The sequence below is a fragment of the Pseudomonas sp. MF08817 genome (assembly GCF_059862705.1).
In genome coordinates this window covers 73878-96164 of the sequence record NZ_JCBCUY010000025.1, presented here as the reverse complement: position 1 = coordinate 96164, position 22287 = coordinate 73878, and the positions used below count along the sequence as shown (strand labels likewise).

The following is a 22287-nucleotide window of genomic DNA, read 5'->3' as shown; positions in this document are numbered from 1 at the left end:
CAGGGCACGACCTGATCCATCTCGATCAGGAAGCGCTCACGGCGGGTCTGCTTACGTTTGCCGGCGTACTCAGCATCGGCGAAGGACATCTGTTTCATCGGGACTCAACCGTTCGATTCCTGTGAGGTGGGTATTTCACCAAATCTGGAAGCCTTTTTCAGAGTTTCCCTAGAACCCAGTGGCCTTTACAAGCTCACTTGACGATTGCTCGCTGGTACAAACCGGCGCCCTCGATGCGAATGCCCGCGCACGCAGCAGCATTATCGAGGTCGAGCCGAAGACCTCGAACCAGGCTTAAAGTCAACCAGCTTGGGGCCGCATCTAGCGGGACAATCAGCACGCCATTCTCAAGTGAGAACCTAACGCTAGAGGCCTCACTAGGCCCACTGTCAGAATCCCCCCACCAGAACATCTGCATGTTCGGGTTTTTGATCTGGCCAATGCAAGTGAACTCGAACCGCAGCAATCCAACATCACGCCCAGATAGCTTGAGATCAGACAGATCAAAGTTAATCTGCGGATCTGGCCCGACTATCTTGTAAATATTGCCTTCCAGACGCAAATCTCGGATCAGTTGCTTACGAGAAGCCAAAGGTGTCACCAACTCCATCTTATGCAAAAGCGATCTTTCCGAGCGCCCCCAAGCGATCGGAACCTTCGCATAATCAGCAACGCTAAATGCCCTTTGCAGCAACGCAGCTCGGTAAGTTGATAACCTTGGCTGATCCATTCTGACCTCAATGGCTTTGGGAGCGCCGACTACAGCAGGATCAAGCACGCCACCACTCAACCAAATAGCGCTACCTTGCTCCCACACCCGAGTCACAGTACGAAACTCTCCACTGGCCAAGCGCACCGACTGATCCGGCTTCAGCAGCGAAGTAAGTGTCGCATCAGCCAACACAACAGCACTGTCACGACGACTAACGCCCTGCTTCCAGTTAGCATCCGTCAGATTTTTCAAAGGCAGACTTACTATATTGTCCTGTACAGATATATCTGTCTTTCGGTAACCAATAATAAAGCCGTTCTCGAGACTCGGTATATAATTCTCCAACACAAAGCGATACAAGAGTGGATTGCGTAAAGCCAGGCCACCACCATCATGGATAATATTATTACCTTCAAGTAACGCGATACGCGGCAACGTCTGTGTTAAATGCTTGATCGCACGGCGCTGCTGCGAAAGCGACACCATATTATAAGGTGCCGTAACCACTTGCTCCGGCATGCGGTTCATATAAAAATACTGTGCATGCCGAGAAGTCAGATCGAGATAAGTCTCTCCAGGCGTGAGTTTGCTGTTCAGCAAAGTATTCAAACGCGTCAAACGCGCCCAATGCTCACCCTGAATAACTCCAACGCCCAAATTAGGCAACCCTACAGATGCGCCATCGCGCAACTGTCCCACGGAGATTCGTGACGCAACACTCGAGACAAGCATTGAAGGGGATGGCGGGAAAATATTAAGACTGGCACTCACGCCAACAATTAGCAGCACCCATGCTGCTTTTTCTCGCTCTTTGACTAATACCCACAGCGCAATTGGCAAGAGAATTGTCCAGGCCAAAATACCAACGATTCCCGGCCGTGATCCTGCTGCGGGGTCGATACGACCCATGGAATAAGGAATCAACAACAAGGAAAAAAACAGCAATACAAGTGCAGGTAAGAGAAGAGCACGACTGGCATCTGAAATATTACGGTGAATAAATATCAGCACTCCGCAAATCACGGGGACAATGAACCACGACATTCTAACAAGCTCAAATATAAAACCTGAACGAGGCCCCGCACCCCAACTCCGCCCCCAAGGAATACCATAGGCTACTTGGTTAATTGGTCCATTTTCGAGTACATACCTAATCGCATTGAACAACATCGGCACCAAGGGACTGAACACCGCCATTAATAACAAAAGTACCAGAGCCCAACCAATGTCCTTACGGCCATGCCAGATATTGCCAACCTGCCAATAACGCCAGGTCATATAGAGCGCAGCCAATCCAGATGCCACCACCAACAACAGCCCCTGAGGTGGAACACCAAGAATCACTAACGGAGCGGTTACTATCCATATGCCGAGCCATCTAGCCGGCCGAGCCATCAGTTCAGGATGCAACCATAGGCAAATAAACGGCACAAGGTACAACCAGCTCAAGTTTGTAGATTGAGAGAATCCACCGAGATAAAGAATAGAAACAAACGCTAACCCAACACTACCGCTATACCGGTTAAGCGCCAAAAAGGCGAACAACGCCAGCAGCAAGGTGGCTAACCGACTAGCCTCGACAATACTGGAAGCTTTACCGTCGTAAAATAAATGGGACAACAGGCCTGGCAAGTCATCACCAATTACTCCGTGCGCCGGCATATAACCTATATAGGGAATCACTCCCTGCAAATACAACCACCAACCCAGCAGATGCTCACCGAAGTGGTAGTCATCTGGATTGACCTGCGGGGCAATAGTCATACCGGCCTTCAACGCCATCACCAGCGCGAAAAGGGCTATCGGCGAGAGTAAAGCCTTCCAATTCGTCCTTTGGCTACGCATGAACGAAAAGTAGCGCCGCAAAACATCAACAGCACCCCAGATCACCAACGCCACCAGAAGAGCTTTCAACGCTGGCGCAGTGCTGTACTTGGTCAACTCTCCGCTTGGAGTCAGCAACCTAGCCGGATAGAAACACAAAAACAAAAGAGGGAGGCCGAGTTGCCCGATCAGTAATAAGCGTGGCAATACACTAACAACATATCCTGAGCAGGCTGCCATGCCGATCAGCATGAGTGCGAAGCCTAATCCAATTAACGAGTAAGCAAACTTCAAATACCAATCGAGCGCGAGATCATGAAACCAACTCATTGGGAGCCGCCCCATGACCAACGCAACCTCTAAAGGTAAAATCGCAATCAACAGAATACTTAACAACCCCAGCCCGACTACTATTGAGTCGACTCGACGCTTTCTATACAAAAGCGCAGCATGAGCCAGCCCTAGGCCCAACAAGCCAAATAAAGATATACCGAATAGTTTCTTGTCAAACGGCAGACCGACCACGCTCGCGCCCAATGTCGCTATTGCAGGTACCGACCACCATAATAATTGACTGACTAGCCCATCTGCAGTCTCGCTCCCCCACTTAATTTTAATGTTCGTTATCTGTCTACTAAAGAACCAAAAACCGAATAGTAAGACACCAATAAATATCGGCGCGGCAAGCAGATCTTGAATCTTCGTGCCAGCATTCCATGCAATATTGCCAACAATAAAATCTGCATACGACGGAGCAAAAGTTAGCTTCAGACATGCCAATAGCGCCGACATCGCCATGCAACCGGAGGCAACGAGCACAGCAATTCTTTCAACAGTTGAATGTGATAACGATATCGAGGCTTTCACTCGGTCATTTCCTCGCAGGATTGTAGTGACCCGCACAAGCACGAAACAGCACTTCAAGCACCGATAAATTGCCTGTAAAACTACTGATCTTGGTCGGCACTTCACCCTTTGGATAGCGCCGAACTGTCGCCAACTCTACGCAGCGATAGCCCAACTTCGGCGCGCAGTAAGATAGATAAGCCAGTAATTCATAAGTCATAAATACATCACGAAACGGTTCTACTTTCGGGTCTAGCAGCATCTTTCGGCTGTAAGCCCGAAAGCCTTGGGTGGTATCCGTCCACTTAAATCCAGAGAAAAAACTCAACATAGGCGCATGAATAAAACGAATGGCGAAATCCCGCGATTTTGGGGTGTTCTCAGCGACACCTCCCGCCACAAAGCGTGAGGCCTGGACAAAATCCACCCCCTGTTTCAGCGCGTCAATAAAACGCGATATCGCCTCTGGATCATCCTTGTCATTACCATCGATGGTCACAATCCCCTCATAGCCCTGATCAAGCGCAAAGGCGTATGCGCAACGAAGCTGAGCGCTGAGTTTGCCCGGTGCCGTCTTGACCAACAGCCCCCGGACGCCGACCTGCTGCAAGGCATGCAACTCCAGCGAACCATCCGTGCTGCCGCCATCGACAATGATAATGTCAGCCATATTATCGACTTTGAGCGCCGCCATTTTGGCCAGCAGGTTTTTGATTCGCTCCCCTTCATTGATTACCGGGATAACAACGCACCAAGGCTGCTGCCGGCCAAGCCAAAGCGGGGTGTCAAAAGAAGGTACTTGCCACTTTTCGCGCACAGCAGGAGCAATATCAGAAGAAGTCATCATGTTTACCATCAAGCCACGCGAGCTGTAATAAGCCCGACGCCAGCGATTACCAATACGATCCCAACCACTGTCGTCCAGTGGAAAGGCTCACGAAAAAAAATGACCGAAGACAGCGCAACCGTCGCGATTGCACCGGCGGTCAGAACAGGATGCGCCACATTCAGCGGGAGCCGCGCCAAAGCCGCGGCGTAGAGCAAAAAGGCCGCGCCGTATAACCCCAGCCCTATCCAAAAAGGCCAATTAGTCAACGCCGCCATAGGGTCGCTGAACGAGGGGAATTTGCGCGGGGGCATCATGGCCATCTTCACCAGAACACTGGCGGAAGCATTGGAAAGAATGCCGAGAATCAGGATCAGCCACTTCATGCTCATGCGCCCACCTCAACAGCAGTCCTGCGGTAATGCTGCGTCGCCACCTGCAGGGCTCGCTCAATCGACACTAGGTGTGATTCATCCTTGGTCGCCACCATCTCGATGGTGACTACATGAGTGGGCAAGTATTGCGACAAGGCGACAGCCATTTGCCCATGCTCAGTCCCCCCATCGCCCAAAGGCAACAGATCTGGTTCGCTGGCATGTACATGGCCAATCAGCGCGGCACAGTCATGCAGGACCTCCAAAGGGCCCTCGCCATTAATCGTAAGCGCACCAGTATCTAGCTGCATCTGAATGGCGGGATGCGCAACGCACTTCACCACCTGTGCAGTCTCCGCGCTGGTGGTCATGAAGTTAGCGCCATAACAGGTAGGGTTTGGCTCGAGGCAAATAGTCACCCCAGATGCTTGAGCGATATCGCCTAAACGTCGGAAAAAAGGAATCGCCATTTCCAAAGCCTCTTGATCACTCAACCCACTGCGATCACGGTTCTTCGGTGAGCCAAAAACCACTCGATTGCCCCCTAGACCTGCGCCGATACGGCATACAGCAGCCAAGTGCTTTAGCAGGGCGGCCTGGCTTGCGGCGGTGCCAAAGACATTAAGCCCAGTAGTGCCGAACAACAACGCCTGCATGCCGGTGATCTCAATCCCGCGTTCAGCCCACCAGCCTTTGACTTGTGCAATATCCGCATCCGTAGCATTGGCGGGTTCTGGAAAATACTTACCCGGTGCGATATCGATGGCATCAATAGCAAATCGTTGTAGCAGCGTCGCGACCGCGTCGTCTTCAACGGTGTCCCACGCAATATTGGAGATCGCCAACCTCATGCACTCATCTCCGTATCAGTTTTAATCATCAGCGGCTCGGACTGTGCATAAGCCCGCACCGCCATAATCGTTTCGCGGGCGCTGTACTGATAACGGCCCGACGTACCAAATACGTGGGCATGCTTGGTCTGTAGGTCATAGGTAGCGGCAGGGTTGGCCAAGGTATGGGTGAAAGATTTACCGAACCCCTGCAGGGAAACATCGCCCACACTCACGGGCTCGGCCGTAAGGTGAACCAGCTGCAAACCGGCATTGAGTGCCGTTTGAATGTCATACCAAAGATTAACCATCGGATAAAACTGGAACACCCCACGGCTATCAATAGCCTCAAGGTTGTTGTCATTCAAAAAATCGAAGATGACATTCTTGCGCAGCCCCGGGCCAACCAGCCCCGGTAAACGGACAATCAGGTGGCTCGGGAAATGTTCCTCGACAAATGTCTCCAGCAATCGACGATGCAGACCATAAGCATGCAGGCCCGACCGATCGACAAGACTATCTTCGTCAACGCCGATGGGACTTTTAAATACATCCACCGTGCTGATCAAAATAAAGGTTTTGCACTGGATGGTTTTCAGGTGTGCAATCAGCGCCTCGATTTTTTCTCGATCCGCGTCTGGCTCCCGATTGGCAATCCACTTTTGCGCCGGAGCGCCGGCACACACCACCGTATCAAATATTTTATTATCGATATCGCCAATATTGGTTGAGCGATAAAGCGATGTGAAATCTGCTTGTTTAAGCAGGGTGCCGCCCACATAACCCGAATAACCAATAAGGGAATTAAACATACAAAACACCTCTCCGAAGAAATCTAACTATAAGCAGCAACACCAAAGAAACAAAAATTATAAAATTCAAATAGAACGTTGGCGCAAAATACCTAAACTCCATTGACTGCGCAGAAATCATAAATCCCGCATAGTAAAAGTTTGATAAAGAAAAAATACAGAAAAACCTACCAAATGATTCCTTACTAAAATAAAAAACCATAACTACAGACAGCAAAGAAAGTACCAGACTAACCACCGGACGATAAACTAGAGCGCCAAGAAAATCTGCAGAGTTAAAAAAAGACTCCCTAATCATCAACTGATGTGGGCTTTCCCTCCCACCCCAAGCCTTAGTTCTATCGTCAACACCATGCACCCCTCTTCTAATATTTTCCAGCGGTGCGCTAAGCCCATAAACCCGCCCCAAAAAAGAAGCTTTAACTCTTATCCACTCCAGCGGATATTTAGAAATCATTGAAAAATAAAAATTTTTAACCTGAGCACTACCCGCAACAGAAGTGATGCATTGAACTGGAAGTGGCGGACTAGCGTCCCAAAAAATAGAATTTAAAAATCTGTCATTATACCTACTGACTGCTTGCTCCGTACTCCCGCAAAAATCCAGTGCAGAGCCAAGAAACTTGTCATTTTTATTATCTTTCACCACTGAAATAATTTCCCAAGCCATACCCAGCGCTTCCGGTCTAGCACTGCTTCTAAAGTCAGAATTAATAATTAAAACAAATACAGCAGACAAACAAACACTCACGACAGAGTACCATTTAAAGCTATTCGCATATAGAAAAACTAGAACCACGATAACAGGGGCAACAACTATAGAATTCAATCTAATACCAAAAAGAACACACAGCAACCCTGTAAAAATAAAAAAACAAAAATACTTATTAGCGTTAGATTCACCAATGTGAATTATCATAAACCCTATCAATGCAAGGCAAGTAAAAACCAAAGAAGAGTCTGTAAGAATTGCGGGGAATACAAAAAAAATAGGAATAAGGATGGTTGGCAACGCTATAAAAATAAAAACGGATGGTGCCGCCCTTAATAGACATTTGTAAACAGCTAAAACAGAAATGTAAAACAGAACAACTTGTACCAGTGTATAAAGCCCAACTCCGCCGACCGCCCTTATTGAGGACTTTATCAGAAACGACTGCAGTGGGGGAAGAACAGTGAAATTACTGAACGGAAGTCCGCTAGCAATAGCAACTCGAGTTAACCCGTCAGCAGTAGCAATAAATGGATACACCAAAAAAGTCAGCAGCATAGCAAGAAATAAAATCACCGCTATTGAAATTTTTAGAGATACACCCTTACCTATATTTAACCGACAATTAAAACGCAACATCTAACATCTCCAAAACATCGTATATATTGTCAATTTTACCACCCAACACTGAATAACAACCGGGCAATGTTGCGTGTTTTTCAAAAAGAATGGGCCTTCCGTCATCGCTCTCGTTCTTAGCTAAAATGGTTTTAACTTCGAATAACGAGTCCATGTGCTTGGCTTTTAATACCTCCGGAATATAACGCCCCACATCCCTGACCATGCGATCGACACGCGTGGCCTGTTCGTAGTGACGCAGCTTCTCATAAGGGTCAATTCCATTCTGGTCATTCCAATGCAGGTGCGGCGTATAACGTACATGGGAAAGCGTATGCAGTTCACGCGCAGGAAAAGGCATCATCGAGAAAAACGGGCCATCCATCACCGTAATACCCAAACCGCTGAGTGATGCAGGCATCTGCATGAGGGCCATTTCTGTAATTTCTTGCTTGAGGCTGGTACTAACGCCGGGAAAATCACCCTTAAACTGATTAAGGCCGCTATAAGTGCAGTTGAATACATAGCGACAGGTAATTAACTCTTTGCACCCTTGCTGCGTCTCAGTCACTACTTGCAAAGGCGTCTGTGCCCCTTGCGAAATTTCAGTCACCCGTGTGTTGTAGCGGATCTGCACCCCGCACTCTTCAAGTTCACGCGCGGCCCAGCTCGCGAGTTGCGTGGTGTCGAACGCATACTCTTCGACCAGGTACACATCTTCGATCAGGCGCGGCTCAAATAATGCGCGCAACAGCGGATCTGCTGGCTGGATATCAGCCCCAATTTCCCGACAAAAACGCTCGAACTGCTTGGCCGTGACTTTCGAGTTGCGCCGCGCGATAGCGTAAAGCTTGGTGAAGTCTTGCTTCACCGCGAGCGGCCAGTCCCGTACAAATTTAGGTAGGTTTACCCGGCTTCGATAAGCCGTCGTGAAACTGCGCGGGTAGTGATAGCCGTTATGCACACGTGCCTGATTATTGTACGAGGCTCGCATTAGCAATGCCGGCTCACGCTCAACCAGCAGGATGCGTTTAAGGCCACGCTGCTTGGCCAGATACACCGCAATAGCCGCACCGTAGAACCCACCACCAATTATCACAGCATCGTGGCTGGGCTGGCCTGCTTCAAGGTGTGACATCAGGAGGGACGTACAGTGGCCGAGCTTTCCGCCTCGACTGAATCAGGCAGCACTTCTTCGATATTCAGTTTCTCAAGCCGGGTCATGCGGGCACTGGTGAATTCTTGACCCACATGATAAAGCGGGCCCTCATTCGACAGGCTGGCCATGTTCAAAATGTATTCGCCTAGAACCAGTAAAACGAGCGAGATCAGAAAGAACATGCCCGACTGTTGCAACGAAAAGCTAATCCAGCCCGGCGCAACATCGGTTTTTAAAACACCAATCGCAAGTACATAAACGCAGTACACCAGATTGGCAACGGCGCCAAACAAGGAGAGCGAAGTCACCAAACGCATCGGTGCACGCGTGGTCGAGACCAATAAGCGCATACCACGGTCAATGCTCTCACCCAAGCGCTTGGGTCTAGAAGCCTGCGGTGTGGAGCTGTAACTCAGGTACGCCCGCGCGAAACCACCCGTAGCAGGAAGGTGCCTATAAGTCATCGCAGGCTGTGGATGCTGCAAAATGAAGTTGATGACTCGCTTGCTTAGAATGCGGTATTGAGGCGCTTCCTTGGCTAAATGAACCCCATTGAAGCGATTGTAGAGGCTATGAAACACAGCGTTAGCCCCTCGATACGCAAGGCTCTGCGCGGGCTTTTGCGCATTATTAGCAAACACCACATCAGCACCGCTGACCGCTTGATCGAGCATCGTAGGGACAAAGCTAATGTCATCCGCGAGCGGATCAATAACAGCAACGAAGTCACCTAATGCATTCTCCAACCCAACCCATGAGGCAGTGTCCGCATCCACCTCTTTGGTCAGTGCATACACTTGCAAGTTGGCTAACCCTTTTTCGCCAGTTAGACGCTTAAGCACTGCAATACTGTCGTCATCTGAGGCGTTATCCACCACGATCAACTCATAATCACCAACGATATCTGCGATGACAGCGGTGGCATCAGACAATATATTTTCAAGATTATCTGATTGGTTGCGCACTACAAATACAACGGACAAAAAGCAGGGAAAGAAGGCCATATTTAACTCGCTCAGAAAAACACCAGACTTGCGCATTACACTTAGGACTTGCGCTTGGAAAATAACTAAAAATTGCGAACTCAAATTAGCAGAAGCGAATTAGCATTGTACGAAGTAAATCTATTCTCTTTCGCGCCAAACTCACGATAGTGCCGATACGGATTATCTCCAGCAAGCAACACATCCTTATTAATCAGCAAATACATCAAAGGATCAAACGACTCCGTAGTTAGTGGAATATTTTCTTTATCGATGTAGCTATAAAAAGCATCAAGCCCAAGGCCTAATTTTTTAATCTCGCATAGCGCCACACCTAACAACCGAATCAAATCCGACCACTCAAAATCCAATTTCACCGCATCATCTGAAGATCTAATTAACTCACAGTCATCCAGACCAGAGCCAACCAGAATATTAACAACCCTCAGAACATATTCATTCGAAATACCAGAATCGACAACCAACTTTAAAAACTCTTCACGACAATTAATTTTCGCGACTTTAGATTTAAAGTCAAGATCCGGCCTCGACGAGGCCCAAGCCTTACAGACAGCTAAAGATAAATCCTTACTCTCAAATACAGAGTTTATCAGTCGCAGCAACTCAAGCTCCAGATCACTCAAGCCTCGATTAACTTTAACCCCATCAAACCCACTTGAAAGAGAAGGATTCTCTCCAATTGAAATCAAAAAATCCTCAAGCACACCTCCCCTATCATAAACCACTATCTCCCCATCAAAATATCGCTCCAACTTATTCAAACCTAAAATCACTTCACCACAGTATTCACGGACAAAGTTTTTATCATATCCAAAACACGCCCCAGTGTCTTTTACAATCTGCTGATAAGCCGATTTGCACACTTCATCAAGAGGCCGAACAACAATCAAAGGAACTACTTCTCTTGCATAACGCAAAAGCTCTTCTTTAAGATCATTAAAGTCGCCAGCACTAATCAACCAAAATTCTTCACTGGATATAAGCACTGCTGATTTGTTCGGATTTGAAATTTCAAACAACCTATCGACATGCGCTTTCAGACTACCGACAGACGCACCCCCGTCTTGCCCCCGAATCAAAAAGTCAGCTATTAGTTGTCCATTTCCTGTCTGACTACTGAAATCCTCAACAGTCCCTGAAGTCAATGGATAATCAACATCAGCAAGCATACCCCCAGCAGACAACTTATTAAGACAATGCTGGATATAAGAAGACCCTGTCTTATGCATGCCAATATGAATATATATTTTTTCAAACATACTCAAATCAATCCTCGCATAAAAGCAGCCAGCTTCCAGCCTGTTAAAACACTGCCACCGAAGGGTCTCGAGTACATAATACGGCGAAAACTCTCTTGCTGACTCGCATCGAGGTCACCCGTTACTTTCTCAATATCTCGCGAATTGAACATGCCACGATAGATACCGTCTAATTTTATTAAAGGTAAACCGATTTTGTGCAGAAAAGTATTGCTTTGATGTATCTGCGAACCACGAGCAAAGCAATCGACAAACAGGGCTACAACCTCGTCCCTTACTGTCGCGCTGAGATTTGCGCCTACGGCAGCTGAGTTATTGAGCGAATTACATATATAATCTTCGAGCTCAAATACCGAACCTACATACTGTGTATTCACTACTGACAGATCGCTGCCTTCCAAGCTGACACTAACGTCTGCAATTGTGGCTGAACTGTGTACATAATTAGCAGCAAAGGTCTTAACAACTGCGGCAAATGAAAACCTTGGCCAATCGACCAAATCAGAACTCCGCGACAGGTTTGCCACACCATCTAAAATAACAGGATTGGACTTTAGCACCTTAGCCACGTGCGCCGTGTCGTATAACGAGCGAAAACCTTCTAAATGACTTACCGTACTCTTCAGCACTTTAGACAGCTTCATTTCACCCGTTTTTATTACAAGCGGACGTATGTCACTGCACTTATAGTTCCGCCAATAATTCTTTAATTTTTTATGATTGAGTACTGAGTGACTCATAGCAATACAAAATGAACCTAGATGATGCTCTATTTCAAAGTTTTCAGTAGATCCAAGCACTTCGACGCTGGAAACAAACATATCTTGCAAGAAGCTAGATATATGCTTACTACTGAAAAACAAACTGTCATTGATCATCAGCAATCGAGGGCACTTTCCCGCAAGGTCTTGGTTGTACATGTAGTTAAAACCAGACTTATAACTGCCGAAGTCTCGACCAAAATTATAGCGTTCGATATAGCAATCCATGACCTCACGATAATCATCGGGACTGCCCAGCTTCAGGGTATTAACCCCAACCACATAAATACCCAACGTTCGAGCAGCGCTCATTGCGGCCACTACGTCGTCGCGAATGCGACCTTTTTGATACAAGGCCATTAGCATGATTTTTTGCCCAGCATAGGGCTTGGCGAAACGAATCTGGTCCTTTTTGCCCCAGCTTTTAATTTTGCTAAGGTTCGACTGCCATGCAATATAGGTGTACGCGGCTGGATACATCAGTCGATTTTTCAGTTGATCTACTAACTTCATTTAATGATCCAGATAATATTTGTTACTTACCATAACCAGCACGCCGCTTTAGTAACAGACTGCACGGTAATGATTTGATAATTATTTATCAGCAGCACGAGAAGCTCGGCCTCTTCTCGCCCTCCAGTACTTACAGTACTAATTGACAAGCAATACCTTAGGGGTTTTGCACACCACTACACTGTTGCTAAGCGGCATTTCTAATCTAATGCCATAAGTACCCTTAGCCAAAGTTGAAACATCGGCATTGAGTACGAAACCTGACTTAAGAAATGCATCTTGCTGAGTGGCCTTAACCACATCGTGACGCTCACTTCGTTGAGCACCTGAAAAAACATAAGACACGCCTTTTGTATCGGCCAGCACCACATTCAGAGTTTCAGGAGTTGTGTTGCTGTTGCTATCTGCTGCCCAGCCCCGAAAGTCGGCCTTGCCAGTCTTGGTTTCCATTACTGGGGCGTTCACACCATTAATAGAATCGAGAGCGCATAGGTTGCTTGCCTGCCGAGGGGCGTGTTTCGCTGCAGTTTCCTGCTCCTGACCGCAACCGCTTAACAGGGTCAGTGCTAATGCGGGAATGAGTGCAACAACTTTTTTATCCTTAAACATATCTATATTCCTTATTACTAGGTTGATAACGACTTGGCTTGCATAATTTGGTCGTACATATTTAGGGTTTGTTCTAGCGTCTCACCTTTAAACAAGGCGCCTTGATTCAATATCACGCAGCGATCACACAGACTGGCAATTTGCTCGCGCGAATGCGACACCAGCACAACTGTTTGGCCGGCGGCGATTTTTTGCATCATGGTGCGCTCGGCTTTTTTCTTGAAGTGGGCATCGCCTACGCTGAGTACCTCATCGACGAGCAGTACGTCTGGGCTGATTACGGTGCTGATGGCAAAGCCTAGGCGCGAGGCCATGCCGCTTGAGTAGGTGCGTACGGGCTCGTCAAAGAATTCATTCAGTTCGGCATATTCCTTAACCTCATCCAGTCGCTGCAGTACATCCTTGCGACTGTAGCCAAGTAACATGCCGCCAAACAGGGCGTTGTCACGGCCACTGAGATCAGCGTCAAAACCGGCCTGCAAGGCTAATAATGCCACTGATGCGCGATGGTTAATCAGCTGCCCACTGTCTGGGCGCAAGGCTCCAGACATGATTTTAAGCAGGGTTGACTTGCCAGCGCCGTTGGCACCCAAAACGCCCAAGGTTTCACCGGCGCGTACATCTAGCGACACGCCCTTAAGCGGCTCAACATAGCCACTCTTGCTGGCTTTGCCACTCATTTTGAAGCGCACCCCGACATTCTCCAGGGACAGAAAAACCCTAGGCATCAACTCATACCTCGCCGCACAAAATTACGTCTGTGATGTTTGTAAACGACATAATTAACAGCCAGTAACACCACCGACACCAATGCGACATAGCCGAGGCCAATGATATCTGGCGAGCGGCCTTCCATGATCACATCTCGATACGCGCCTATGACTACAGCCAGCGGATTGTACTCAAGCCATTGGCCGATACGCCCCGGCATCGAGCGGTAATCGAAAATCACCCCGGATAAGAACATCAGCAGGGTCAAACCAGTGCTTACGAGATTTGCCAAGTCACGAAAAAAAGGAATGATTGCCGCCAGCAGTAAACCCAACGCAATGGTTAGCAATAACTGAACCAAGAGGACGCTCGGCAGCCAGAGCAAACTCCAGCTAATGGTTTTTACATCAGTTGCCATACCCAGCGCTAATACAAATAGCAATGCCGGTAGTTGCTTAAACGTGGACTGCACAATACTCACCAACGGAAAAAACACCGGCGATATATTGCTATTGAGCATCAGCGCTTGCCCACCAATAATGCTAGTAGCACTGGTTGATATTGCTTTGGCAAACCACATCCAGGGCACCAAGCCACACAATAAGAACAGGCCGTAGTTTTCTACCCCTGCATTAAGCAGCCGCCCAAACAAGAAGTAGTAAATTACCAAATGCAACAATGGTTCGATAACGACCCAAGCATAATTTAGGTGCGTACGAGAGGTCTCAGCCTTCAAGCTCAATAGCGCTTTAGTGTTCACCAGCTGGATAAAATGCAACAACCCATGCTTCCCCTTGCGCGCAGTTATTGGCTGGGCCAGTTGTACCTGCGGGGTGAGCAGTTCTAAGCCATATTGGGCGGCGAGGCGATAACGTCTGGCTTCGACTGTTTTACCCTGTTGTTTGTAGGCCTCTGCCAACTGCGTATACGCGCGGGTATGCTCAGGTTTGCTTGCAATCACTTGTAGCCAGCGTTGTTCGGCCTGCGGCCAATCTTGGCTTTTCTCGGCCAGTTCGGCGAACTGCAACTGCGGCTCAATGCGCCCGTTAGCGTGCTGGCGGGCCAGGCGATTAAAATCTTCGGCGCTGTCGATATTGCCTAGCGTGAGTTCTAAATCAGCTGATTTGCAAAGCAATATCCAGTGATTAGGGCAATTCAGACGGCCTTGGGCAAGATGATCGCGCTCCAGATTAAACTCATGTTGCAAGCGTGCCCATTCAGCACTAATAAGCCAAGTATCGGCAAGTTGAGCATAATGCTCTCGCGCGTAAGTCAGCAGGTCTCCCGCTGCAGCCATATCGCCTTGCCGCATCAGGCTAATAGCTCCCTGCGTCCAAGGGGCGGGATGCCCTTGGTACTGGTCGCGATATAGCCGCCAGAGTGCAGAAGCCTCTGGCCAACTGCCCTCTCGCATAGGCTTGAGCGCCAACTCAAACGCGGTGGCTGGGGGCAGTAATTCAGTCTTCAACATGGGGCTCTCGGCATCGCTCAGTAGAGGTCAGCATCTGACAAGGACTTGCCTTGTTGGTCCTTGGCGGACAATGCTGGCGGCGTATCGAAAGGCCACTGGATTGCGATTTGCGGGTCGTTCCAGATAATGCAGCGCTCGTGTTCAGGGGCGTAGTAGTCGGTGGTTTTATAGAGAAACTCGGCGCTGTCAGAGAGCACTACAAAGCCATGCGCGAAACCTTCCGGCACCCAGAGCTGATGTTTGTTCTCTGCACTTAAATGCGCGCCGACCCACTGCCCAAAGGTTACAGAGTTTTTGCGGATATCCACTGCAACATCGAACACTTCGCCTTCCGTCACCCGCACCAATTTGCCCTGGGGCTGTTGCACTTGGTAATGCAGGCCGCGGAGCACACCTTTGACCGAGCGCGAGTGATTGTCTTGAACGAACTGCACGCTGCGACCAAGCGCCTCTTCAAAATGGCGATGATTGAAGCTTTCGTAGAAAAAACCGCGCTCATCGCCAAATACTTTAGGTTCGAAAAGCACTACGTCTGTAATGGCTAATGGAATGGCTTTCATTAGTAAATGGTCTCTTGTAGCAATCGCTTGAGGTACTGGCCGTAGCCATTTTTAGCGAGTGGCGCTGCCAGCTGCTCAAGCTGCTCGGCAGTGATCCATTGTTGCCGGAAAGCGATTTCTTCCGGGCAGGCCACTTTAAGGCCCTGACGATGCTCAAGGATGGCGATGAAGTGGCCGGCCTCTAATAACGACTCATGAGTGCCGGTGTCGAGCCAGGCGTAACCACGGCCCATGATCTCTACCGATAGGTTGCCTTGTTCGAGATACACGCGATTAAGATCAGTGATTTCTAGCTCGCCACGGGGCGATGGTTTAACGCTCTTGGCGATGTCGACAACTTGATTGTCGTAGAAGTACAGGCCCGTCACTGCGTAATTAGATTTAGGCTGAAGAGGCTTTTCTTCTAGGCTGATGGCCTTGCCCGCGCCATCAAACTCGACCACACCGTAACGCTCGGGATCGTGCACGTGATAAGCGAAGACGCTCGCACCTTCTTGCCGCACCATGGCGCTTTGCAGCAGCTCATTAAAATGATGGCCGTGGTAAATGTTGTCGCCCAACACCAAGGCCGACAGGTCGTTACCGATAAAGTCCTCACCAATCAAAAAGGCCTGCGCCAAGCCATCCGGCGAGGCTTGCACGGCGTAACTGATATTCAGCCCCCAGCGCGCACCGTCACCGAGCAGCTGCTCGAAGCGCGGCGTGTCTTGTGGCGTGGAAATGATCAGAATGTCGCGAATGCCCGCCAACATTAAAGTGGTCAGCGGGTAGTAAATCATCGGCTTGTCGTACACCGGCAGCAGCTGCTTGGAAATCGCCAAGGTGGCCGGGTGCAAACGGGTACCGGAACCGCCTGCGAGGATGATGCCTTTACGCTTAATCATTGAGTTGTCTCCAACACTTCGGTGAGCATCCGTGCCACCCCCGACCGCCAGTGCGGCAGTTGCAGGGCGAAGGCCTTTTGCAGTTTCTGGGTATTGAGTCGCGAGTTGGCCGGGCGCTTAGCCGGTGTCGGGTAAGCACTGCTGGCAATCGCGCCGACTTGCGCGGCAGGCACTTTAAGTAGCACACCCGCCGCCGCAGCTTGCTCGAGCACAAAGCAGGCATAAGCATGCCAGCTGGTCTCGCCCGCGGCCGCCAAGTGATACAGACCACCTAATTGCGGTTGCTGACGCACAGCGCGGATAGCATGGGCACTGACATCAGCCAGTAGCTCAGCGCCGGTCGGCGCGCCAAATTGATCGTCGATTACATTCAGGCTGTCGCGTTCGCTGGCCAGACGCAGCATGGTTTTAGCAAAGTTATTGCCGCGCGCGGCGTACACCCAACTGGTGCGCAGAATCAGGTGCAGACAACCGCTGGCCAGAATCGCCTGCTCGCCGGCCAGCTTGCTGGCGCCGTACTGATTCAACGGCGCCACGGCATCGTCCTCGCGCCAAGGCTGCTGGCCGTCACCGGCAAACACATAATCGGTTGAATAGTGCACCAACAAGCTGCCCAGTTGCTGAGCTTCGCGAGCCAGCACGGCGACCGCCTCGGCATTCACCCGCTGAGCTTGCTCGGGCTCGCTTTCGGCCTTGTCCACGGCGGTATAGGCGGCGGCATTGACGATCACATCAGGGGCGAAGCGTTGCATCGTCACAGCCAAGCCATCGAGATCATTTAAATCGCCACAGTAGTCGTGGCTTTTTGAGTCCAGCGCCAGCAACTCGCCCAAAGGCGCCAGGCTGCGCTGCAGCTCCCAACCGACCTGACCGTTTTTACCCAACAGCAGAATCTTCATGCATTGCGCCCGGCGTAGTTCTTCTCCACCCATTCGCGGTAGCTACCGGACTGGATATTGGCGACCCAAGGTTGATTGTCTAAGTACCACTGCACGGTTTTGCGGATGCCGGTTTCGAAGGTTTCTGCCGGCTTCCAGCCCAGCTCATCGGCGAGTTTCGTCGCATCAATGGCATAACGGCGGTCATGGCCGGGCCGATCGGTGACGTAGGCAATTTGCTGCTGATACGGCTGGCCATCGGCGCGCGGGCGTAACTCGTCGAGCAGCGCGCAAACGGTGTGCACGATGTCCAGATTGGGCTTCTCGTTCCAACCGCCAACGTTGTACACCTCGCCCACCGTGCCGGCTTCCAGCACCCGGCGGATCGCGCTGCAGTGGTCTTTCACATACAGCCAATCGCGAATTTGCTGGCCGTCGCCGTACACCGGTAAATCTTTACCGGCCAAGGCATTGACGATCATCAACGGGATTAGTTTTTCCGGAAAGTGGTACGGCCCGTAGTTGTTCGAGCAGTTGGTGGTCAGCACCGGCAAACCATAGGTGTGATGGTAAGCGCGCACCAAGTGGTCACTGGCGGCCTTGCTGGCCGAGTAAGGACTGTTGGGCTCGTACTGATGGTGCTCGTTAAACGCCGGCTCATTTTTGCCCAGCGAGCCGTAAACCTCGTCGGTCGACACATGCAGAAAGCGAAAAGCCTGCTGCGCATCAGGCGCAAGGCCCTTCCAGTGAGCGCGTACGGCTTCCAACAGACGGAAGGTGCCGACGATATTGGTCTCGATAAAGTCTTCCGGACCATGAATCGAGCGATCGACATGCGACTCGGCCGCAAAATTGACAATCGCCCGCGGCTGATGCTCGGCCAGCAAACGCTCGATTAAGGCTGAGTCGCCAATATCGCCGTGCACAAACAAATGCCGTGCATCGCCGTCTAAGCTGTTGAGGTTTTCTAGATTGCCGGCGTAGGTCAGCTTGTCTAGGTTGATCACCCGCTCATCGGACTGCGCCAGCCAATCCAAAACAAAGTTCGCACCAATAAAGCCGGCGCCGCCAGTCACTAAAATAGTCATGGATTTAAATCTTTTTCAGTAAGGTTGCGAGTATTAGCCCTAGATTTCCAAGCAGGGTTTGCCTGTACAAACCTGCGCGTTTGAAGCTTAAGATTCTTGCTAGAAGTTTTTGACTGCGCGCAGCTTTGAATTGGGCAAGGGTCGCTTGATGCTCCGCGGCCAGCCGGTGGTGCATTGTTTCAAGTGCATAGATGCACTGAGCATTCCACTCATAGAAACGGCCTTGAAAAATCATGCGTATGCGCAGGGCTCGCGCCGCCCAACTAGAGTTGCTACCCACTAGGTTTTCAGCATGCTGACGGTACAGCACCATTGGCTCAGGATCGTAATGAACCACACCGCCAGCACCGGAAATTAGCTGATAGGCCCACCAATCGTGAGAAGGTACGCTAAGACTATCGCCCGCCTCTTGCAGCAGGGCGCGGGCAGCCTGATTGAAAACCATGGTGTTACCACCACCAATATTTTGAACCAGTGCATTTGAGAAATGCGGCGCGAGGCAAAACTTGGGGGAGCGCCCACACACCTGGCCCGACTCACAGATCAGCTCAGTGCGGCCACAGTAAAGTGCTGGAGTATGGCGCGGGATTGTTTGTAGCCAGGCTAGCGCTCTCTGGAGTTTATCTCTCTTCCAAACATCGTCCTGATCCGACCAAGCGTAGAAATCTGCTTGTATGTCAGTTCGGCAGGTCAAGGATAGAAAATTGGCTACGAAACCTCGCTGAGGTCCCTCGACTACGTGTAAACGCCCAACTCCGCATTGAGCTTTAAAGGCTTGCAGCAGCTCCAAAGTGCCATCTTTAGATCCGTCGTCAGAGACATGGAGAGTCCAGTTACGATGCGTCTGTTGCTCAAAAGAACTCAGCTGCTCAGCAAGAAATGGCGCGCCATCATAGGTGCACATCAGCACCGCAACGCTTGCTACGCTGCAGTCTCTAAGCTGAACGCTTGCCGTAGCAACCGTCGCACTTGAAGCCAATAGACGCACAAAAAATCCCTTTTAAAATGCAAAACCCGCTCAAAGAGGTGAGGTAGTGGATTCGACGACTGAGCCTGCAAACGTGCAGCGTGCAGAATAGTAACATTAAATCGCCATGTTTTATGTACGTCCGGTCAGATTCGAGCCTCGCACACAAGCGACTGCATGGCAGAAACCTGATTAATTCAAGATACAGGGAATCTTGACGCGCGAATCTTCACTGAAAACCATCAGGTGTGCTCTTCCTTATGCAATGCGCTAGTTGTGTTGCACCAAAATATCGGCGGCATCATCAACCCCACTAGACCGCACCTTTAGTAACCGACTTCTTTTTGATGTCGAAAGGCCAATACATAAACAGCGTCATCCGCACGCTCATGCCGATAGAGCGCCACATAACCCGAATCACCGAACTCGATGATCAGCTCACGCAATTCCGGCAACTCTGGGAATGGGCGACCGACTTCCGGGCCTTCTTCCAATCGCGCGAATTGTCGCTCAATCGCCTGGGCCGCTCGCCGAGCAATCTGCGGGCCTTTCTCGATAAGAAACTGACGACAACGCTCCAGCCCTTGTGCAGCACCTTCAGTGATAATTGCTCGTGGCACTTGGGAAGCTCCGCCTCAGCCTCAGTACCCCAGGTATTGAGCCAGGCCCGAGTTTCTTGGCCGGTCAGATGCCTACCTGTTTCCTGATACGCTGCCCACGACGCCAAAGCTTCCTGCTTGAAACTCTCGCGGGCTTCTTCGCGCTCAACGTACTGCGCTATCGCTTCGCGCATAATCCAGTGAGACGAACGTTGACGCAGACCAGCCAAATGCTGAATGCGATTCTTCAACTCGTCATCAATCTTGATAGAAGTGGCCATAGCCGAACCCTCGTTATCTAAAGGTATTACCTTTTGATAAGGTATCAGTCACCCAGCACATCTGTCCATGCTCTTAGAGGACGATGTCACGCAGAGCATGGATGGGGGGACATGTGGGGGGACAAAGATTCTCATAAATAATAAATCTATAAAAATCAATACATTGGATATTAAAAAACGCCGCCCACAAGCCGGCTTTTTAACGCCCGCAAAAAACCAACCCCGTAAAAAACAAAGACCTTTCCCACACGACTTTCCCTAGCTTAATGAGAAGAAGTCTCATTATACTCTGCGCCCCGGTTCTGCCCGAGCATAGGAAAGTGCTGCCGTGCTGGAAAAACTGTTCATCCAACATTCGCCCTCCCTGCATCGCTACCTTCTGCGTAAAAAGTGCACGCCCAGCCTGGCGTCGGACCTGGTGCAGGAGACGTTTTTGCGGATTGCGCAGTTGGAAAACTTCGAGCGCATTCTGGGCAGCCCTTCCTACCTGTTTCGGGTCGCGCACAATTTGTTGATCGATCACCATCGCCGTTATGGCGAAAAGCGCTTCGATAACGACGCCGAACATTTTTTAGGCACCTTGGTGGACGAAGTCAGTTGCCCTGAATCCCAGGCCTTGGGCGCCCTGGAGCTGGAGCATCTAGAGAACCTGTTGGCGCGGTTACCACAGCGCACGCGGGATGTGTTCATGCTGTGCCGGGTCGAGGGCATGACGTATAAGGAAGCCGCGCACTATTTACGGATTTCCACCAGCTCTGTACAAAAGCACATGGCTACGGCACTGGCCAAGATGGGCCGGGCCCTCGATCCGGGTTAGGCCACGGCCCCGGACACTATAAAAAGCCAGAAGGTAACCAGACCCCACCGTGAATGTTTCTCCACAGCCTATCGACCCGGTTGAGCGCAAGGCTGCCGACTGGGTGCTGCGTCATCGCCAGGGGCAGCTTTCGGCGCGTGAGCAACAAGCCTTTCGCCGCTGGCTGGCGGCCGACCCTGCACATGCGGCCGCCGCCGAGCGCGCCGACCGTGCCTGGCAGGCCACCGGCCAACTCAAACAGCGCCCAGGTTATGTGCGGCCGCCGCGCCCCTCCGGCCCCGGTGCCTGGTTGCAAAGCCTGCTGCACGCGCCGCTGCTCACCGGCAGCGGCATGGCGGCGCTGGCCTTGGGTTGCTGGCTGCTGCTGGCCCCGCCCTTCTGGGTGCAATCGTTGGGCAGCGACTACCACACCGGTTTCGGCGAAACCCGCCAGATCACCTTGGCCGACGGTAGCCAGGTGGAACTGGGCAGCCGCAGCCTGTTGACCCTCGCCTACGACGAGCAGACCCGCTTGGTGCGCCTGACCCACGGCGAGGCAGTATTCACCCCCGCGCCCGTCACTGAGCAGGAGCGCCGCCCCTTTACCGTGCAGGCCCCCGGCGCCACCATCACCGCCCGCGGCACCCGTTACCTGGTGGGCGTTGGTGCAGATCGCGACGGCTGGGTCGGCGTTTTGCAGCACCGGGTTGAGGTCAACCTGGTGCATCACGAACTGGACGACATGGCCGCTTCCGCGCTGCTGGAACAGGGCAACAGCCTGCGCTTCGGCCCGAAGCAAGGCCTGGTGCCCCTGGCTGTCAGCCCCGAAGAACTGGCCAGTTGGCAGGACGGGCGCCTAGTGCTGCGCCGCGAAACCCTGGCCGATGCCGCCGTGCGCATCAACCGCTATCGCCCAGGCCTGGTGTTGGTCAAGGGTGAGGCGCTGCGCAATGTGCGGGTCAGCGCGGTGATGCGCCTGGACAACCTCGACGACGCCCTCAAACACCTGGCCGCCCAGGCCCGCGCGCGCATTGTCGAACTGCCCGGGCTGACGCTGATCTACTGAGCCGCCGCGTTAAAAAAACAAAAACACATATAAATCATCGCAGATAGATCATATCGATCTATTTCGTTTTGCCCGCTCGCGCGTTTCTACTAGATGTAAATCAATCTTATTTGTATCTAGTGAGGCC

20 protein-coding genes and 2 pseudogenes are annotated in these 22287 nt (G+C 50.9%); 2 read left to right on the top strand and 20 right to left on the bottom strand.

The genetic code is table 11. From position 1 onward, the window contains the following. Positions 1-193: 193 nt before the first annotated feature. The 20 genes and pseudogenes from AC19YR_RS16775 to AC19YR_RS16680 form a co-directional block, all read right to left on the bottom strand. A complete protein-coding gene (locus AC19YR_RS16775) occupies positions 194-3403 on the bottom strand; it encodes a hypothetical protein (RefSeq protein WP_500599315.1) in 3210 nt (1069 codons plus the stop codon). Positions 3404-3407: 4 nt separating this feature from the next. Beyond that, on the bottom strand, positions 3408-4238 hold the full coding sequence (locus AC19YR_RS16770) for a glycosyltransferase family 2 protein (RefSeq protein WP_500599313.1): 831 nt from the start codon (positions 4236-4238) through the stop codon (positions 3408-3410). Next, the gene (locus tag AC19YR_RS16765) at positions 4238-4594 is read right to left on the bottom strand and encodes an SMR family transporter (protein WP_500599325.1); all 357 of its coding nucleotides are present in this window, start codon (positions 4592-4594) and stop codon (positions 4238-4240) included. The genes AC19YR_RS16770 and AC19YR_RS16765 overlap by 1 nt, the downstream gene beginning before the upstream one ends. A gap of 2 nt (positions 4595-4596) precedes the next feature. Then, positions 4597-5433: a sugar phosphate isomerase/epimerase family protein gene (locus tag AC19YR_RS16760; RefSeq protein ID WP_500599311.1), complete on the bottom strand. Its 837-nt coding sequence runs from the start codon at positions 5431-5433 to the stop codon at positions 4597-4599. Then, positions 5430-6224 (bottom strand): NAD-dependent epimerase/dehydratase family protein, encoded by a 795-nt coding sequence (locus AC19YR_RS16755; protein ID WP_500599309.1) that lies wholly within the window; start codon positions 6222-6224, stop codon positions 5430-5432. The genes AC19YR_RS16760 and AC19YR_RS16755 overlap by 4 nt, the downstream gene beginning before the upstream one ends. After that, the gene (locus AC19YR_RS16750) at positions 6217-7575 is read right to left on the bottom strand and encodes a hypothetical protein (RefSeq protein WP_500599307.1); all 1359 of its coding nucleotides are present in this window, start codon (positions 7573-7575) and stop codon (positions 6217-6219) included. The genes AC19YR_RS16755 and AC19YR_RS16750 overlap by 8 nt, the downstream gene beginning before the upstream one ends. Next, positions 7562-8692 carry an NAD(P)/FAD-dependent oxidoreductase gene (locus tag AC19YR_RS16745; RefSeq protein ID WP_500599306.1) on the bottom strand — a complete coding sequence of 377 codons (1131 nt, stop codon included), beginning with the start codon at positions 8690-8692 and terminating at the stop codon, positions 7562-7564. The genes AC19YR_RS16750 and AC19YR_RS16745 overlap by 14 nt, the downstream gene beginning before the upstream one ends. Next, positions 8692-9717, bottom strand: a complete 1026-nt coding sequence (locus tag AC19YR_RS16740; protein WP_500599323.1) for a glycosyltransferase — start codon at positions 9715-9717, stop codon at positions 8692-8694. Before AC19YR_RS16740 ends, AC19YR_RS16745 begins: the two co-directional genes overlap by 1 nt. A gap of 80 nt (positions 9718-9797) precedes the next feature. Further along, a complete protein-coding gene (locus AC19YR_RS16735; protein ID WP_500599304.1) occupies positions 9798-10982 on the bottom strand; it encodes a hypothetical protein in 1185 nt (394 codons plus the stop codon). Further along, positions 10979-12250 carry a rhamnan synthesis F family protein gene (locus AC19YR_RS16730; protein WP_500599303.1) on the bottom strand — a complete coding sequence of 424 codons (1272 nt, stop codon included), beginning with the start codon at positions 12248-12250 and terminating at the stop codon, positions 10979-10981. The genes AC19YR_RS16735 and AC19YR_RS16730 overlap by 4 nt, the downstream gene beginning before the upstream one ends. A 138-nt stretch (positions 12251-12388) precedes the next feature. Beyond that, a complete protein-coding gene (locus tag AC19YR_RS16725) occupies positions 12389-12859 on the bottom strand; it encodes a hypothetical protein (protein WP_500599301.1) in 471 nt (156 codons plus the stop codon). A 17-nt stretch (positions 12860-12876) separates the two neighbouring features. After that, positions 12877-13488 (bottom strand): annotated as a pseudogene (locus tag AC19YR_RS16720) (ABC transporter ATP-binding protein); the annotation flags it as partial. A gap of 98 nt (positions 13489-13586) precedes the next feature. Continuing rightward, the gene (locus tag AC19YR_RS16715) at positions 13587-15041 is read right to left on the bottom strand and encodes an ABC transporter permease (protein WP_500599299.1); all 1455 of its coding nucleotides are present in this window, start codon (positions 15039-15041) and stop codon (positions 13587-13589) included. 17 nt (positions 15042-15058) lie between these two features. Next, positions 15059-15601, bottom strand: a complete 543-nt coding sequence (rfbC, locus tag AC19YR_RS16710; protein WP_500599298.1) for a dTDP-4-dehydrorhamnose 3,5-epimerase — start codon at positions 15599-15601, stop codon at positions 15059-15061. Next, on the bottom strand, positions 15601-16482 hold the full coding sequence (gene rfbA, locus AC19YR_RS16705; RefSeq protein WP_500599321.1) for a glucose-1-phosphate thymidylyltransferase RfbA: 882 nt from the start codon (positions 16480-16482) through the stop codon (positions 15601-15603). The genes rfbC and rfbA overlap by 1 nt, the downstream gene beginning before the upstream one ends. Next, the gene (rfbD, locus tag AC19YR_RS16700; RefSeq protein ID WP_500599296.1) at positions 16482-17384 is read right to left on the bottom strand and encodes a dTDP-4-dehydrorhamnose reductase; all 903 of its coding nucleotides are present in this window, start codon (positions 17382-17384) and stop codon (positions 16482-16484) included. The genes rfbA and rfbD overlap by 1 nt, the downstream gene beginning before the upstream one ends. After that, on the bottom strand, positions 17381-18451 hold the full coding sequence (gene rfbB / locus AC19YR_RS16695) for a dTDP-glucose 4,6-dehydratase (protein WP_500599294.1): 1071 nt from the start codon (positions 18449-18451) through the stop codon (positions 17381-17383). The genes rfbD and rfbB overlap by 4 nt, the downstream gene beginning before the upstream one ends. 4 nt (positions 18452-18455) lie before the next feature. Then, entirely contained in the window at positions 18456-19355 is a 900-nt protein-coding gene (locus AC19YR_RS16690) for a glycosyltransferase family 2 protein (RefSeq protein ID WP_500599319.1), read from the bottom strand. Positions 19356-19744: 389 nt separating this feature from the next. After that, a complete protein-coding gene (locus AC19YR_RS16685) occupies positions 19745-20038 on the bottom strand; it encodes a type II toxin-antitoxin system RelE/ParE family toxin (RefSeq protein ID WP_500599292.1) in 294 nt (97 codons plus the stop codon). After that, a pseudogene (locus tag AC19YR_RS16680) lies at positions 20029-20298 on the bottom strand (CopG family ribbon-helix-helix protein); the annotation flags it as partial. The pseudogene AC19YR_RS16680 and the gene AC19YR_RS16685, both read right to left, overlap by 10 nt. 328 nt (positions 20299-20626) lie before the next feature. On the opposite strand from AC19YR_RS16680, the gene AC19YR_RS16675 reads away from it, so the two are divergent. Beyond that, positions 20627-21115, top strand: a complete 489-nt coding sequence (locus AC19YR_RS16675; RefSeq protein ID WP_095109638.1) for an RNA polymerase sigma factor — start codon at positions 20627-20629, stop codon at positions 21113-21115. Between the two features lie 49 nt (positions 21116-21164). Then, positions 21165-22160, top strand: coding sequence for a FecR family protein (locus AC19YR_RS16670; protein WP_500599290.1), 996 nt, complete (start codon positions 21165-21167; stop codon positions 22158-22160). Positions 22161-22287 lie beyond the last annotated feature (127 nt).

Excerpts from the sequence above, each read along its gene's own strand:
- AC19YR_RS16745 (WP_500599306.1), bottom strand. The coding sequence starts at position 8,692 with ATGTCACACCTTGAAGCAGGCCAGCCCAGCCACGATGCTGTGATAATT.
- rfbC (WP_500599298.1), bottom strand. The coding sequence starts at position 15,601 with ATGAAAGCCATTCCATTAGCCATTACAGACGTAGTGCTTTTCGAACCT.
- AC19YR_RS16755 (WP_500599309.1), bottom strand. The coding sequence starts at position 6,224 with ATGTTTAATTCCCTTATTGGTTATTCGGGTTATGTGGGCGGCACCCTG.
- AC19YR_RS16740 (WP_500599323.1), bottom strand. The coding sequence starts at position 9,717 with ATGGCCTTCTTTCCCTGCTTTTTGTCCGTTGTATTTGTAGTGCGCAAC.
- AC19YR_RS16770 (WP_500599313.1), bottom strand. The coding sequence starts at position 4,238 with ATGGTAAACATGATGACTTCTTCTGATATTGCTCCTGCTGTGCGCGAA.
- AC19YR_RS16765 (WP_500599325.1), bottom strand. The coding sequence starts at position 4,594 with ATGAAGTGGCTGATCCTGATTCTCGGCATTCTTTCCAATGCTTCCGCC.
- rfbD (WP_500599296.1), bottom strand. The coding sequence starts at position 17,384 with ATGAAGATTCTGCTGTTGGGTAAAAACGGTCAGGTCGGTTGGGAGCTG.
- AC19YR_RS16760 (WP_500599311.1), bottom strand. The coding sequence starts at position 5,433 with ATGAGGTTGGCGATCTCCAATATTGCGTGGGACACCGTTGAAGACGAC.
- AC19YR_RS16725 (WP_500599301.1), bottom strand. The coding sequence starts at position 12,859 with ATGTTTAAGGATAAAAAAGTTGTTGCACTCATTCCCGCATTAGCACTG.
- rfbB (WP_500599294.1), bottom strand. The coding sequence starts at position 18,451 with ATGACTATTTTAGTGACTGGCGGCGCCGGCTTTATTGGTGCGAACTTT.
- AC19YR_RS16690 (WP_500599319.1), bottom strand. The coding sequence starts at position 19,355 with ATGTGCACCTATGATGGCGCGCCATTTCTTGCTGAGCAGCTGAGTTCT.
- AC19YR_RS16715 (WP_500599299.1), bottom strand. The coding sequence starts at position 15,041 with ATGTTGAAGACTGAATTACTGCCCCCAGCCACCGCGTTTGAGTTGGCG.
- AC19YR_RS16730 (WP_500599303.1), bottom strand. The coding sequence starts at position 12,250 with ATGAAGTTAGTAGATCAACTGAAAAATCGACTGATGTATCCAGCCGCG.
- AC19YR_RS16750 (WP_500599307.1), bottom strand. The coding sequence starts at position 7,575 with ATGTTGCGTTTTAATTGTCGGTTAAATATAGGTAAGGGTGTATCTCTA.